General features: G+C 68.9%; 13 protein-coding genes. 7 read left to right on the forward strand and 6 right to left on the reverse strand.

Annotation, left to right across the window (positions count from 1 at the left end):
• The first annotated feature begins 44 nt into the window (after positions 1 to 44).
• Entirely contained in the window at positions 45 to 1364 is a 1320-nt protein-coding gene (locus NKG96_RS00615) for an MFS transporter (RefSeq protein WP_254536512.1), read from the forward strand.
• Positions 1365 to 1376: 12 nt separating this feature from the next.
• Here NKG96_RS00615 and NKG96_RS00620 read toward each other — a convergent pair whose 3' ends face one another.
• From NKG96_RS00620 to NKG96_RS00630, 3 genes are all read right to left on the reverse strand, one after another.
• Positions 1377 to 2036 carry a helix-turn-helix domain-containing protein gene (locus NKG96_RS00620; protein ID WP_254536513.1) on the reverse strand — a complete coding sequence of 220 codons (660 nt, stop codon included), beginning with the start codon at positions 2034 to 2036 and terminating at the stop codon, positions 1377 to 1379.
• 67 nt (positions 2037 to 2103) lie between these two features.
• Positions 2104 to 2973 (reverse strand): halocarboxylic acid dehydrogenase DehI family protein, encoded by an 870-nt coding sequence (locus NKG96_RS00625; RefSeq protein WP_254536514.1) that lies wholly within the window; start codon positions 2971 to 2973, stop codon positions 2104 to 2106.
• Positions 2974 to 3042: 69 nt separating this feature from the next.
• Positions 3043 to 3729, reverse strand: a complete 687-nt coding sequence (locus NKG96_RS00630; protein ID WP_254536515.1) for a haloacid dehalogenase type II — start codon at positions 3727 to 3729, stop codon at positions 3043 to 3045.
• Positions 3730 to 3848: 119 nt separating this feature from the next.
• Here NKG96_RS00630 and NKG96_RS00635 point away from each other — a divergent pair, with 119 nt between their 5' ends.
• Complete coding sequence (locus NKG96_RS00635) at positions 3849 to 4148, forward strand: hypothetical protein (protein WP_254536516.1); 300 nt, start codon at positions 3849 to 3851, stop codon at positions 4146 to 4148.
• Between the two features lie 3 nt (positions 4149 to 4151).
• Positions 4152 to 5801, forward strand: a complete 1650-nt coding sequence (locus tag NKG96_RS00640; RefSeq protein WP_254536518.1) for a sodium:solute symporter family protein — start codon at positions 4152 to 4154, stop codon at positions 5799 to 5801.
• A 10-nt stretch (positions 5802 to 5811) separates the two neighbouring features.
• Here NKG96_RS00640 and NKG96_RS00645 read toward each other — a convergent pair whose 3' ends face one another.
• From NKG96_RS00645 to NKG96_RS00655, 3 genes are all read right to left on the reverse strand, one after another.
• The gene (locus NKG96_RS00645; protein WP_254536519.1) at positions 5812 to 6273 is read right to left on the reverse strand and encodes a thioesterase family protein; all 462 of its coding nucleotides are present in this window, start codon (positions 6271 to 6273) and stop codon (positions 5812 to 5814) included.
• A 248-nt stretch (positions 6274 to 6521) separates the two neighbouring features.
• Complete coding sequence (locus tag NKG96_RS00650) at positions 6522 to 7214, reverse strand: uracil-DNA glycosylase (RefSeq protein WP_254536520.1); 693 nt, start codon at positions 7212 to 7214, stop codon at positions 6522 to 6524.
• A gap of 36 nt (positions 7215 to 7250) precedes the next feature.
• Positions 7251 to 8888 carry a CocE/NonD family hydrolase gene (locus NKG96_RS00655; RefSeq protein ID WP_254536521.1) on the reverse strand — a complete coding sequence of 546 codons (1638 nt, stop codon included), beginning with the start codon at positions 8886 to 8888 and terminating at the stop codon, positions 7251 to 7253.
• Positions 8889 to 9027: 139 nt separating this feature from the next.
• On the opposite strand from NKG96_RS00655, the gene NKG96_RS00660 reads away from it, so the two are divergent.
• The 4 genes from NKG96_RS00660 to NKG96_RS00675 all read left to right on the forward strand — a co-directional run bounded on the left by NKG96_RS00660 (position 9028) and on the right by NKG96_RS00675 (position 13968).
• A complete protein-coding gene (locus tag NKG96_RS00660) occupies positions 9028 to 9270 on the forward strand; it encodes a DUF8151 family protein (RefSeq protein WP_254536522.1) in 243 nt (80 codons plus the stop codon).
• 66 nt (positions 9271 to 9336) lie between these two features.
• Complete coding sequence (ileS, locus tag NKG96_RS00665) at positions 9337 to 12618, forward strand: isoleucine--tRNA ligase (RefSeq protein WP_254536524.1); 3282 nt, start codon at positions 9337 to 9339, stop codon at positions 12616 to 12618.
• A gap of 58 nt (positions 12619 to 12676) precedes the next feature.
• Complete coding sequence (locus tag NKG96_RS00670; RefSeq protein ID WP_254536525.1) at positions 12677 to 13024, forward strand: hypothetical protein; 348 nt, start codon at positions 12677 to 12679, stop codon at positions 13022 to 13024.
• A 203-nt stretch (positions 13025 to 13227) separates the two neighbouring features.
• On the forward strand, positions 13228 to 13968 hold the full coding sequence (locus NKG96_RS00675; protein ID WP_254536526.1) for an Lrp/AsnC family transcriptional regulator: 741 nt from the start codon (positions 13228 to 13230) through the stop codon (positions 13966 to 13968).
• Positions 13969 to 14129 lie beyond the last annotated feature (161 nt).

Raw genomic sequence — 14129 nt, forward strand, 5'->3', positions numbered from 1 at the left:
TGTCAACACGCACCTATTTACCCCGCCCGCCGAACCACGTTCGTATGTCGCCCTCCCGGTGGATTCGGTCTCGGTCGCGCTGGCGGTGGGTCCTGTGGGCCGCACTCGCGGGCGGGTTCCTGCTGGTCAACTTCCACCGCGTCTCCTCGGCCGTCCTCGCGGACGACCTGACCCGCGCGTTCGACACGACGGGCACCGAACTCGGCTTGCTCCACTCCTCCTTCTTCTACATCTACGCCGCCCTCCAGTTGCCCGCGGGCCTGCTCGTCGACCGGGCGGGCGTCCGCCGGGTGGCCGCCGCCGGCCTCGCCATCATGAGCGTTGGCGTCGTCGGGTTCGCGCTGGCGGACTCCCTGCTCGCGGGCTTCCTCGCCCGGGCGCTCGTCGGACTCGGCGGGAGCGTCCTCTACATCGCCACGCTCCGCTTCTGTGCGAACTGGTTCCGCCGCGACGAGTTCGCCACCATGACGGGGTGGACCGTCGCCGCGGCGGGATTGGGTGGGGTGCTCGCGACGACGCCGCTCGCACTCGCCGTCGTCGCGGTGGGGTGGCGGGGGACGCTCCTCGCCACGGCCGTCGGCGGCGGGTCGCTCGCGGGCGTCATCTACCTCCTCGTCCGCGACCGGCCCCGCGACGGCGGGTTCGACCCCGTCGAGGGGGCGGACCCGCCGGAACGACGGGCCGACCTCGCCACCGTCGCGGCCAACACTCGGCGCGTCCTCCGGGAGCGCGAGACGTGGCTGCTCGGCGTCATGCTCTTTTTCGTCATCGGGACGAACTTCACCGTCCTCGGCCTCTGGGGGGTGCCCTACATCGCCCACGTCTACGACGTGTCGGTGGCGCGCGCCTCGACGTACGTCCTGCTGGGAAACGTCGGGTTGCTCGTCGGCCCGCCCGTGATGGGCACCCTCTCCGACCGCCTCGGACGGCGGACGGACATCATCCTCGCCTCGACGGTGGCGTTCACGCTCGCCTACGGCACCGTCTTCGCTGTCGTCACCCCGCCGTTGCCGGTGTTCGGCGCGCTGCTCTTCCTCGCGCTGTTCACCAACGGCGGGACCCTGCTGGCGTACACCGTCGCCAAGGAGCGCCACGCGAACAGCGCCTCGGGCACCGTCACGGGCACCATCAACAGCATCGGCTACTTCGGGGCGGCGGTGTTCCCGGCGCTGATGGGCGTTGCCCTCGACACGTACTGGACCGGCACGACCATCGACGGCGCGCGGGTGTACACCGCGACGGGCTACCGGGTCGCCTTCGGCATCGCCACCGCTGCGGGGTGCGTCGCCGTCTGCTGTGCCGCGTGGCTCCACCTCAGACTCGACGGCGCGCCGAGCGAGCGGGCGGCGACGGCGGACGACTGAGCGGCCTCGGGCCTACCCGTCGCCCGCCGACGGTCGGAGCGCGTTCCGGTTGAGCGTCGCCTGCGCCCGCCGGATGCGCTCGGAGGCCGCCTGGTGGGAGATGCCGACCTCGTCTGCGAGCGTCGCGAGTTCGACCTTGCGGGGGACGTCGAAGTAGCCGCGCTCGGTCGCCAGCGACAGTATGTGGTGTTGCTTCTCGCTCAACCCGAAGTCGGGGGTGGCGTCCGGGCCGTAGCGCTCCTCGTAGATGCGGAACACCTCGTAGTCGATGTCGTGGTCGTCGCAGAACTCGCGATACCGCCCGAAGGCGGCGCGGTCCGGGAACGCCACGCGGAACACCCAGCCGTCCTTCGTACCCGTGATTCGCTGGACGATGGTCGCCTCCTCGACGAGCACGGGCCACGTGCTGCGTTCGAGGCCATCGCCGTGCCAGTCCATCCGGTAGAGCCGGCGGGTGCCGGTGTCGGCCACGGGAGCCACGTTCGTGACCGTCGTGTCCTCGTCGAGCGCCCGCTCCAGCGCCTCGAAGTCGTCGGCCTCGGCCCAGAGGAGCGTCCTGACGCCGCGGTCCGGCGTCTGGTTGGACTGCTCCCAGTCCAGTCGGACCCCCGGGACGCTCGTCAGCGTCCTCTCGAGGACCGGGTGGTGGAGTCGGAATTCGACGATGAGCATCGACCGTACTCGCGGATGGTCGGCACTCAGCCCGCTGGCTGCGCGTGCAAGCCGTTTACTAGAGCCGTCAGCCGAGCGACCGCTCGCCGGCCGCGTCGACCGACGCCGCGAACACCGGGAGCGCCGGGAGGACCGTCTCGACCGCACCCGTGTTGAACTGGTGGAAGAGGCCCTGTACGTCGCCGATGGCGTCGTCTTCCATCCCGATTCCTCGGAGGTCCTCGGGTGCGAGGCGGGGGCGGTAGGGCGCGCCGGCGACGAACTCGTCGACGAGGTCCGACGTGCGCTCGCAGGCGCGGTCGAACCCGGCGCCCTCGAGTGTCGGTTCGACGTCGGCCCACAGCGTCTCGAAGAACGCCGGCCACTGAGCGAGACAGCGGTAGATGGAGGGGAGGTCCCCGCCGAGGCCGTGGAACTCGCGGACCGCCTCCACAGTGGAGTCGAGGGACTCGGGGGCCGAGTCGACCATCGTCGGCGGCCGTCCCCGGTCGGCGTCCAGCCAGTCCGGGAAGGGGGCCGTCGTCGCCCGTTCGTCCAGCGGCGAGTCGCCCACCGGGTCGCCCTGCAGGGCCCGGTCCATCGTCCCGAACAGCACCGCGAGGCGGGGGGCGACCACGTCGAACGTCGCCAGTTGCCCGCGCGCTTCGGCGAACTCGGCGGGCGAGAGACCGGTCTCGGCCCGACGGTACGCGGGGGCGTCGTCGAGTTCCGAGAGGACGGCGTCCCGGTAGCGCACGGAGAACCGGGCGAACCCCCGGGTGTCGAACAGCGGCTTCACCTGCCCCCACGCGTAGCGCGTGAACTCCGGGTCGTTCGCCATCACGGTCCGGAATATCCAGTTGACGATGGGCGCGCGGAAGGTCCGCTTCACGTCGTCGTAGACGCCGCGTCGCCACCCGGTCGCCTCGTGTTCGTACAGTTGCTTCGAGGTGTCCATGCCGGGGGTTCTCGTGGACAGGGGGTATGCGTTGCCCCCACGCACAGGCAAGGTCGCGCCGACGCCCGTTCAGGCGTCGAGTTCGTCCGCCAGGTCGTGGAAGGAGTCGATGGTGACGTCCGGGTCGCGCCCGGCGAACGACTCCCACGGGCCGTCCCCCCGGTTGAGCCACGCGCCCTGCATCCCCGCGTTCATCGCCCCGAGGACGTCGAAGGCGGGGCCGGCGACGTGGACCATCCGGTCGATTGGCGTCCCGGTCCGGGCCGCGGCGTGGCGGTAGATGTCGACGTGGGGCTTGAACGTCCGAATCTCGTCGGCCGAGATGGTATCGGAGAGCAGGTCCCCGATGTCGGCGTGTTCGACCATCGACTCGAGCATCTCCGGGTTGCCGTTCGAGACGACGTACACGTCGCGGCCCGTCTCGCGGATGCGCTCGATACCGTCGCGCACGTCCGGGAACACGTCGAGTTCGTGGTAGATTTCGAGTATCGCGTCGCGTTCCGCGGGGTCGAGTGCGACGCCGTGGACGTCCAGCGCGTACTGGAGGGCGTCGCGGTTCATCTCGTAGAACGGCTGGTAGAACCCGACGAAGTTCCCGACCATCGTGTACATCAGCGAGCGCGTCCGCCAGAGCTTCGAGACGGGTTCCGGGTCCTCGACGGCGTCCGCGAGCGCCCGTTCGGCCGCGTTCGGGTCGACGAGCGTTCCGTAGGAGTCGACGGTCACCGTCTCCACCCGGCCGGCATCGAGTGTCATGACAGAGGGTATCGATGAGCGTTGTATAAGCGTTCCCCGTCGTGTGAGCTGACCGTCCAGTCACCGAAACCGCACGTTACCCAACGATTATTAGGGTAGGTTCGAACGGCACACGTAGTATGCAAACACATGTCAAGGAAGCAGCCAGCACTGGCATGGCGTTCGTGACCATCGCCGCGTCGGTCCACGCCGGCATCTGGTTCAGTCTGTTCGGCGTCCCCGACGTGACGGTGCTCAACTGGCCGTTCCACTACTTCTGGTTCGTCGTCGGCTCAGTTGTGTCCTTGCTCGTGATATTTTGGGTGTACGACCGGTACGCGACGACGCTCGCCGCCGAGAAGGCCGAGATGCACACTCGACACGAGCGGGCGGCGAGGAGTGACCGGGAGACGCCCGCCGCCGGCGGGGGGGAGGACTGAGCCGTGGTCGTCCTGCAGGGGTCCTACCAGCAGACGTTCGAGCAGTTGGGCCTGCCGCTGGTCATCATCGTCGGGTCGATACTGCTGTACTTCGCCGTGAGCTACTACTTCCGACAGCGGGTGAGTGACACCGCGGACCTGTACGTCGCCGACCGGTCCATCGGCTCTATCGTCAACGGGGCCGCGATGAGCGCCTCGTGGGAGAGCCTCGCGACGTTCATGGGAGTGGTGGCGCTCATCGTGAGCCTCCAGTTGCCGTTCATCGCCATGTGGGCGAACTTCATGCTCTCCATCCCCCTCATCGTCCTGCTGTACGGGCAGACGCTCCGCCGCCTCGGGGTGTACACGCCCGCGAAGTTCTGCCAGCAGCGCTACGGACGGAGCATGGGGATGCTGATGGCCCTGCTGCTCGTCCTCGTCATGCTGATGTACGCCCTCGGGCAGTTCATCGGCCTCGCGAAGGTCGCCAACGTCCTGTTCGGCTGGCCGTTCGAACTCTCGCTGGTCGTCATCGCCGTCATCGTCGTCGGCTACATCGTCCTCGGGGGGATGTTCGGCGTCTCGTACAACGCCGCGCTCCAGTTCGTCATCATGTTCACCGCGGCGTACATCCCGATGGCGTTCGTCCTCAACGACCTCGGGGCCAGCGGGTGGTGGTTCCCGCCGCTCGGGTACACGAGCCTCACCGACGAGATGGTTCAGACGTTCCCCGGCTTCTTCGACCTCACGTTCGGCCTGAAGTGGTACGTCGCGCTGTTCCTCGCGATGGCGCTCGGCCCCATCGGGATGCCGCACATGGCCCAGCGCGTGTTCACGAGCGACAGCATCGAGGGCGGTCGGCGCTCCGTCCTCTGGTTCGTCGCGCTCACGGGCCTCCTGTTCGCGGTCATGTACTCCGTCGGCTTCGCGGGCGTGTTCTGGGCCAACCAGCAGGGCCTCGACATCCCGCAGGCGGACTTCGACAAGATGATCTTCTACATCAACTTCGCGTTCAACGGCGACACCATCACCGGCTACGTCGTCGCCGGGGCGCTCGCGGGCGCGCTCTCGACGGTCAGCGGCCACATGATGGCCATCAGCGCGACGGTCGCCAACGACCTCGTCGACATGTTCGACGTGGACGTCCCCGAGGACCGCAAGACCCGACTCGGCTACGTCACCATCGTCGGTGCCGGCCTCGTCATCGCGCTCCTCGCGCTGAACCCGCCCGCGTTCCTCGTGGTGAGCATCCTCTGGGCGTTCTCGCTGGCCGCGGCCGCCATCACGCCCGTCATCGTCCTCGGCGTGTGGTCGAGTCGCGTGAACCGCTACGGCGCGATTCCGGCGAGCGTCGTCGGCGCACTCGTCGTCGTCGTCTTCTCGCCGCACGTGCTCCCCGGAATCACGTTCGGTGCGGGCGGCATCACCTCCGCGCTGGGGATGGACGCCGCGTTCGTCGCCGTCCCGCTCTCCATCATCGTCCTCGTCGTCGGGTCGCTCCTCGGCGAGCGGGTCGGGTCGATAGACGACCGCGAGAACCAGCGGCTGGTCAACGAGATACACGGCTACCCGGCGGACGGCCGACGGCGGTTCAGCAGTGCGTGGCCGTTGCTCGTCCTCGCGGCGCTCTGCGTCCCGCTCCTCGTGTGGGGGCTGGCCGCCTGGCCCGCTTGAGCGTTCGGCCTCACTCCCCGTCCAGCGAGCGGCGGAACCGCTCGCGCGAGACGACGCGGAAGGTCATCCCGACGGTGCCGACGACGCTCCCGTCTTCCGCGCCCGCCCGTCTGACCGTCCCCGTGAGTTCCAGTCGCGGGGCGGCCACCCGGTCGAGCGTCGTCTCGACGACGAGGTCGGTGCCGAGCGGCGCGGCCCGGCGGTGCGAGACGTCCGCCGCCTCCCCCAGCGTCCCCGTCCCGTCGGGGAGGTGCCCGCGCAGCGACTCCCGGCCCGTGAACTCACAGGCCGCCAGCAGGTGGTGGGTGCCGAGCACCGGCACCGACTCCTCGGGGGTGGCGTCCGCGGCGGCCGACAGGCCCGGCGGGTCCGACTGCTCGCCGAAGACGGTGGTCGCGTGTTCCGGCCCGACGGTGAACTCGCGGTGGCCGAGCACCTCCTCCCCTCGGAGACCGCTCAGGTCGATGTCCATGCCGGACGCTGGCGGGGCGAGAGGATAAGTCTCACACCGAGGGGGGTGGTCAGAGGACAGAGAGCGAGGCCGCCGCGCCGGGCAGGAGCTCAATCCGGGCAGGTCCCCGCTCGGGGTACGGGCGTCAGACGACGCGGGGGCCACCCACCGGCCGACGGCCTCGCTGTCCTAGCGTGACCGTACGAAGATATGAGAGTGGGCGTTGATATACGAGGGCATATAACACGAGGACACGACGGCGCGCGGCCTCACTCGTCCCCGACCACACCCGCGAGGGCGACACCGATGGATTCGAGGTACGACTCGCGGGAGTGGCCCAGCCGCGAGATCCAGACCTCCTGATACGAGGGATGGAGGACGGGGAAGACGGGCGGGTCGAGCGAGGGGAGGCGTTGGACCTCCCCCACGAGGTCGAGGAAGCCGTCCGCCTCGCGGCCGTCCAGCGAGAATAGCGACTGCGTGGCGTGTTTTCCGGTCGTGACGACGCAGTCGGGGGCGACCTGCTCGATTTCGCGGACGAGGAACGGTCGGCAGTTCGCCCGCTCCTCGGGGTGCGGTTCGCGGTTGTCCGTCTCGTGGGGCGGACAGTCGAGTTCGGTCGCCGCCTCCGGGTCGTCGTGGGGGATGGCCGCGCTCGGGAAGCACTTGACCGCGTTCGTGTAGTAGGCGTCCTCCGCGAAGCCGAGGTCGGCGACCATCCCGCGAATCTTCTTGCCGGAGCGCCCGCCGGAGTAGGCCATCCCCGTCCAGTTGCCCCCCTGCCAGCGGTCGGCGTCGGGCGACCCCGCGGCAGGGGCCTCGCCCACGACGACCAGCGAGGCGTCCCGCGGGCCGACGCCCCAGCAGATGCGGTTGCGCGCGGCGACGAGGGCGGGACACTCCCGGCAGTCCTCGGCCAGCGGGTTCCGCCGGTCGGGGTCGGGGAAGGCGGGGTCGGTCATAGGGAGCGTTCGGGCGCGAGAGAGGAGTATCCGTCGTCAGTCGTCCCCGCCGTCGTCGCCCTCGTCATCATCGTCGTCCTCGCGTTCCTCCTCTTCGGCGAGTTCGACGCCGTCCAGCGTCGGGAGTGCCAGCGTGGAGGGCGCGCCGGGCGAGTGGTTCACGACCACGCCCGCGGGCGACTCGCTGTCCACGTAGAGGGCGTCGTCGAACGGGACGGCGTCCTCCACGAGCGACCCGTCGGCCGCCGCCAGCGTCACCCGGAGCGTGTGACCCGCCGGGACGCGACGTTCGACGCCGACGAGGTCGAACGCCAGCAGACCCGCCGACTCGACGCGCGTCGCGGCCACCTGGTCTTTCAGTATCGTCGCCTCGCCGTCGGGGGTGACGTGGCTCAGCGTCCCGAAGAGGTGGGGCGACGGGTCGCCCCCGGTCGGTGTGACGCTCAACCACAGGCGGGGCGTCCCGACGACGTCCACCGCCTCGTCCACGCGGAAGTCGAAGGTGGCCGTCCCGCTGGAGGCGTTCTGGTTCCCGGAGCCACCCGTGAGGCGGACCTGCGAACTGCCGCCTGACGCGCCCGACCCGAGGGGAAGCGCCGTCTCGCCGCCGGGGAGGGCGTCGTACGTCTCGAACGTGTCGGCCTGCGAGCGATAGAGCGAGGCGACGGGCACGTCCGGCGCGGTCGCCCCCGACCCCTCGTCGTCGCCCGTCTCGCCGTCTTTCAGGTGGGCGTCGAGCCACGCGAGGGCCGCGTCGTTGGCGTACGCTGTCTGCGTCTCGGTGGGGCCGCCGGAGTCCACGAAGTCGTGGCCGTAGTCGTACATCACGAGGCGGGCGTCGGTGCCCGTATCGCGCAGGCCCTGGAGGTTGGCGAACGCCTCGTTCGCCGTGAACAGGCGGTCCTCCCACCCCGAAATCAGGAGCGTCGGGGTATCGATGGCCCCCAACTGGCCGACCGGGGAGCGCGACTGCCAGAAGGCACGCAGTTCCTCGGGGGCCTCCCTCGCCTCGACGGCCTGCTCCGAGAGGCGGAGGAACCGGTCGTTCGGCTCCCCGTTGGCGATTCCCGACTGGTAGAGACCGTAGAACCACGCCCACTTCAGGACGCGGTTGGGGTCGTTCGAGAACCGCAGGTCGTGCCAGCCCCACCGGGGGACGAGAGCGTCGAGTCGGTCGTCGACGATGGCCGTCATCAACTGGATGCCCGCGCCGTAGGAGTAACCGTCCATCCCCACGCGGGGGTCGTCGGGACCGTCCGTGGCGACCGAGTCCCGGTTCGCCAGCCACGTGAGGAGCGTCCGCGCGTCCCCCACCTCGTTCGGGCCGTCGACGCCCACCTCGCCGCCGGACTCGCCGAACCCCCGCGAGTCGTACGTGAGGACGACGTAGCCGTGGGAGGCGTAGTACTCCGCCAGCGGTCTCCGGTCGGCGCGCGTCCCGCCCCACCCGTGGGTCATGAGGACGGCGGGTCGTTCCCCGTCCACGTCGGGTTCGAAGACGCTGGCGCGGATGGTCGTCCCGTCGAACGACTCGATTTCGAGCGCCTCGGTGGTCGAGAACGCGACGTCCCCCTGCTCCGGTTCCGGTTCGAGCGCCGCCGCCCGGTCGGCGAACAGCCCCGCCCCCAGCGCCGCCGTCAGTCCGTACGTGATGAACTCCCGTCTGGTCGACATGCCTTCGTGTCACCGAGTCGAGGGTACAAAGGCGCTGTTCACGCGAGCAATCCTGTTCCCGCCGTCCGGTCGGTGGGGTCCGGGAGTCGGGAAGCGAGGACCCGCAAGCGGTAAGCCGTCGAACCGTCTCGGGGCAGTCGTGAACGAAGCGCCACTCGAACTCGTCGTCGAAGTGCTGTCAGTCGTCGCCTACGCCGCCGGGGCCGTCCTGCTGACGGGACTCGGCGTCCTCACCGAACGGGCGGGCGTCGAGGCACTGGCCAGTGACACGACGCTCGGTCTCTGGATGCTCGGGATGGGAGCCGTCGCCCTCGCGGGGGCGTACCTCGTCGCGACGGGTCGCCTCCTGCCGCGGGTGCGGGCACTGACCGCCGGCGAGTGAGCGGAGGGGGACAGACCGACCTGCCGGACCGATTCGCCTTTACTCCCCGCGATACGTGGGTTCCGTATGAGCGATTCCCAGGAGTCGGACGCACCTCCCGAGCGATTCGGGGAGGTGGACGACCAGTACGACCCGGACGCGGTCGAGGACCGTATCCGGTCGTACTGGCGTGACGTCGACGCCTACGAGCAGACGAAAGCCCACAGGAAAGGCGCCGAGCGCTTCTTCTTCGTGGACGGTCCGCCGTACACCAGCGGCGCGGCCCACATGGGCACGACGTGGAACAAGTCGCTGAAGGACGCCTACATCCGCTACAAGCGGATGTGCGGCTACGACGTGACCGACCGGCCGGGCTACGACATGCACGGCCTGCCCATCGAGACGAAAGTCGAGGAGAAACTGGGCTTCGAGAACAAGAAGGACATCGAGTCCTTCGGGATGGAGAACTTCATCGAGGAGTGCAAGGAGTACGCCGACGACCAGCTAGAGGGCCTGCAGGACGACTTCAAGTCCTTCGGCGTCTGGATGGACTGGGAGAACCCCTACCGGACGGTGTCGCCGGAGTACATGGAGGCCGCGTGGTGGGGCTTCCAGCAGGCACACGAGCGCGGACTGGTGGACCGGGGGAAACGCTCCATCACGCAGTGTCCCCGGTGTGAGACGGCCATCGCGAAGAACGAGGTCGAGTACCACGAGATCGAGTCCCCGAGCATCTACGTGAAGTTCCCGCTCACGGGTCGGGAGGGGAACCTCGTCATCTGGACGACGACGCCGTGGACCATCCCCGCGAACACGTTCGTCGCGGTGGACGAAGGTGCAAAGTACGCCGCCGTGCGGGTCGAGGACGGCCCCCACGCGGGCGACCTGCTGTACGTCGCGAGCGAGGTGGTCGACGACGTGATGGGCCGTGCCGGTGCCGAGTCGTACGAAGTCGTCGAGGAACTCGACGGTTCGGACCTCGCCGGGTGGTCCTACGAGCATCCGCTCCCCGAGGAGGTGCCCGACCACGCCGCGGGCGCGGGCGCGGGACAGGTCTACCACGCCGACTACGTCGAGATGGACCGTACTGGACTCGTCCACTCCGCGCCCGGCCACGGGCAGGAGGACTTCGAGCGCGGGCAGGAGTTGGGGCTGGAGATATTCTGCCCGGTCGGCCCGGACGGCACGTACACCGAGGCGGGCGGGAAGTACGCCGGCCAGTTCGTCCGCGACGCCAACGACGACGTCATCGCGGACCTCGATTCGAAGGGGTTCCTGCTGGCGAACGAGACTCATCGCCACGACTACGGGCAGTGCTGGCGGTGTGACACGGACATCGTCTTCCTCGCGACGGACCAGTGGTTCGTGACGGTCACGGACGTCAAAGGCGAGATGCTCGACAACCTGGAGGACAGCGAGTGGCACCCGCAGGAAGCGCGCGACAACCGCTTCCGCAAGTTCATCGAGGGGTCGCCCGACTGGAACGTCTCCCGCCAGCGCTACTGGGGCATCCCCATCCCCATCTGGGTGCCGAGCGCGGACTCGTCCGCGAACGGGAGCGGCGAAGCCGCGGACGGCGCGGACTGGGACGGCGACATGGACGACGTCCTCGTCGTCGGGACCCGCGAGGAACTCGCCGAACGGGTGGACCAGGACGTCGACCCCGAGGCGGTGGACCTGCACCGTCCCACCGTGGACGACCTGACTATCACCGAAGGGGGAACCACCTACGAACGCGTTCCGGACGTCTTCGACGTCTGGCTCGACTCCTCGGTGGCCTCGTGGGGCACCCTCGACTACCCCGGCGAGGCCGAGGACTTCGAGGAGCTGTGGCCCGCCGACCTCATCATGGAGGCCCACGACCAGACCCGCGGGTGGTTCTGGTCGCAACTCGGGATGGGCACCACCGCGATGGGCGAGATACCCTACAAGGAGGTGTTGATGCACGGGTGGGCGCTGGCCGAAGACGGACGGAAGATGTCGAAGTCCATCGGGAACGTCGTCACGCCCGCCGAGGCGCTCGAACGCCACGGCGCGGACCCGATGCGCCTGTTCCTCCTGTCGGTGAACCCGCAGGGCGAGGACATGCGCTTCTCGTGGGACGAGATGGCGACGATGGAGCGCAACCTGAACATCCTCTGGAACGTCTTCCGGTTCCCGCTCCCGTACATGCGGATGGACGGGTTCGACCCCGAGGCCGTCGACCTCGCCGACTGCGACCTCGAACTGGTCGACGAGTGGGTGCTCTCGCGGCTCCAGACGGTCGTCGGGGAGATGACCGACCACTGGGCGGAGTTCCGGCAGGACCGGGCGCTCGACGCCCTGCTGGAGTTCGTCGTCGAGGACGTCTCCCGGTTCTACATCCAGGTGGTCCGCGAGCGGATGTGGGCCGAGGAGGACTCCGACAGCAAGACCGCGGCGTACGCCACGCTCTACCACGTGCTCGTGGAGACGACGAAACTGCTCGCGCCCTACGCGCCGTACGTCGCCGACGACGTCTACGGCACGCTCACGGGCGACAGCGGGTTCGACACGGTCCACATGTGCGACTGGCCGGCGGTCGACGAAGGGTATCGAAAGCCCGAACTGGAGTCGGACCTCGCGGTCCTGCGGGCCGTCGAGGAGGCGGGGTCGAACGCCCGCCAGCAGGCAGAACGGAAACTCCGGTGGCCCGTCCCGCGCGTCGTCGTCGCGGTCAACGACGCGGCGGCCGCCGAGTCCGTCCGCGAGCACGCCGCACTGGTGCGTGACCGCCTCAACGCTCGCGAGGTGGACGTCATCGCGCCCGGCGAGGAGTGGGGCGAACTGCGCTACTCGGCGCAGGCGGACATGTCCGTCCTCGGCCCCGCCTTCGGCGGGCAGGCCGGCGAGGTGATGGGTGCGCTCAACGGGGCGCGCGTCTCCGAACCCACGCTGGACGCCCTCGAAGCCGCTGTCGAGGAGGAACTCGGCGAGTCCGTCGAACTGACCGACGAGATGGTCGAGTTCGTCACCGAGACGCCCGAGGGAGTCGCCGCCACGCCCTTCACCGTCGCGGGCGACGAACGCGGCGTCGTCTACGTCGACACCTCGCTCACGGAGGACATCGAGAGCGAGGGGTACGCCCGCGAGGTCATCCGCCGCGTCCAGGAGATGCGGAAGGACCTCGACCTGGACCTCGACCGGCAGATTCGCCTCTCCGTGGACGTGGCCGACGACCGGGTCGCCGAACTGGTCGCCCGCCACGAGGCCCTCATCGCCGAGGAGGTCCGCGCCGCCGAACTCGATGTCGTCGAGGGCGAGGACGCCCACCGCAAGGAGTGGGAGGTCGAGGACGTGACGATGACGCTGGCCATCGAACCTCTCGCGCCGACCGAGGCGTCGGACTGAACCGCCATCCGCCGACCGGAACGCCCACGACGGTTCGAGTGATACGGTACCACACGACATGTGGTTCGGGACGAGCGTCCGGGGCGGGGAGGTGTACGTCGGCGGACCCGACGGTGACCTCCGGGTCGGCCCCCTCGACGCCGTCGTCACCGCCGTCGGCGGGCCGGCGTGGACCATCACCTACTCCGAGTGGCAGCGCCGGCGCTACCCCCATCTCGACACGAGCGACGAGGGCATCGTCGTGGACGTCTGTGACTACGTGGACGCGATGACCTGCCCGGCGTGGTTCGTGGAGGCGCTGGCGGCGTTGCCGGACGAACGGGTGAACGGAGAGGACCCACTGTCGCCACGATTGGGACTGTTCGTCGGCCATCTCGTTCGCCAGCTGGAGTTCGGTCTGGAGTAGGCGCGGGTCGGTCGCGGCGCGTCGGGGGGTGCGCCACGAATCGAAGGGCGCTCGTTGTCGCATCGGAATTGCCGTGTTCGCCCCGTGTATCGACCCGGGTGACTCGGTTTGGCCCGTTCGTCGGGTCCATCTCGACAGCGGCGGTAGCGCCAACAGTACCTATTCCACCGGGGAGCAACATGGGGTTACCCATGGACTACATCTTGGACGAGATCGACAAGCGGATACTCTACTATCTCGCACGGGATGCGCGGAACACGACCGCGAGAGCGATCGCAGCGAGCGTCGACGTCTCGCCGGGCACCATCGGAAACCGGATCGAACGACTGGAAGAACGCGGCATCCTCGAAGGGTATCACGCGGACATCGACTATCAGACCGCCAAGAACCTCCTCCCGCACCTCTATATCTGTAACGCGCCGTCGTCCGAACGTGAGCGCCTCGCACAGGAGACCCTCGAAATCTCTGGTGTGGTGAACGTCCGAACAGCGATGCTCGGGCGCGAGAGTCTCCACGTACTGGCGATCGGGACGAACACGAAAGATATCAGCCGGATCGGACAGGAGCTGACCGAACTCGGCGCCGAGGTGGAGAAAGAGGGGCTACTGGAGGAGGAGCTGTACCAACCGTACCGTCCCTACGGCCCGGATGGCGAACGGAAGCGACCCGGCAAGGACTTCATGACGCTCGCTGGCGACGCCGAACTGACCGAGCTTCGACTCAAGGAGGAGGCCCCCGTGGCCGGGATGACCATCGGTGGAGCAGCCGAGGCGGGAATCCTGCCGGACGACGTGCTCGTCGTCGCGATCGAACGGGAGGGGACGATGATCACACCGAAGGGCGACGTGGGGTTTCAGGGAGGCGATATCGTCTCTCTCCTGTTCAGGGATGGGTACTCCGACGAGGTCGCAGACTACTTCGGGGACGACCTCATCGGTCAGTAGGTCGGTACTCGCCGGACGATAGTGGAAGCGCTCCCCGAACAGGGAGCGTCGTCAGTAGCTACATTGACCGACAGCCGACGCCCAGAACCCGCCGAGGGGACGTTCGATCCGTCGTCCGAATTCCGCCGTCGCTGGCGAGTCGGTCCGTGTACTCAACTGGA

The organism is Halomarina litorea (assembly GCF_024227715.1).
Lineage (GTDB): Archaea > Halobacteriota > Halobacteria > Halobacteriales > Haloarculaceae > Halomarina > Halomarina litorea.

What these genes read in the sequence shown, in the direction of transcription:
- NKG96_RS00630 (WP_254536515.1), bottom strand. Translation starts at nt 3,729, where the DNA reads ATGACACTCGATGCCGGCCGGGTGGAGACGGTGACCGTCGACTCCTAC.
- ileS (WP_254536524.1), top strand. Translation starts at nt 9,337, where the DNA reads ATGAGCGATTCCCAGGAGTCGGACGCACCTCCCGAGCGATTCGGGGAG.
- NKG96_RS00620 (WP_254536513.1), bottom strand. Translation starts at nt 2,036, where the DNA reads ATGCTCATCGTCGAATTCCGACTCCACCACCCGGTCCTCGAGAGGACG.
- NKG96_RS00655 (WP_254536521.1), bottom strand. Translation starts at nt 8,888, where the DNA reads ATGTCGACCAGACGGGAGTTCATCACGTACGGACTGACGGCGGCGCTG.
- NKG96_RS00650 (WP_254536520.1), bottom strand. Translation starts at nt 7,214, where the DNA reads ATGACCGACCCCGCCTTCCCCGACCCCGACCGGCGGAACCCGCTGGCC.
- NKG96_RS00645 (WP_254536519.1), bottom strand. Translation starts at nt 6,273, where the DNA reads ATGGACATCGACCTGAGCGGTCTCCGAGGGGAGGAGGTGCTCGGCCAC.
- NKG96_RS00615 (WP_254536512.1), top strand. Translation starts at nt 45, where the DNA reads ATGTCGCCCTCCCGGTGGATTCGGTCTCGGTCGCGCTGGCGGTGGGTC.
- NKG96_RS00635 (WP_254536516.1), top strand. Translation starts at nt 3,849, where the DNA reads ATGCAAACACATGTCAAGGAAGCAGCCAGCACTGGCATGGCGTTCGTG.
- NKG96_RS00625 (WP_254536514.1), bottom strand. Translation starts at nt 2,973, where the DNA reads ATGGACACCTCGAAGCAACTGTACGAACACGAGGCGACCGGGTGGCGA.
- NKG96_RS00670 (WP_254536525.1), top strand. Translation starts at nt 12,677, where the DNA reads ATGTGGTTCGGGACGAGCGTCCGGGGCGGGGAGGTGTACGTCGGCGGA.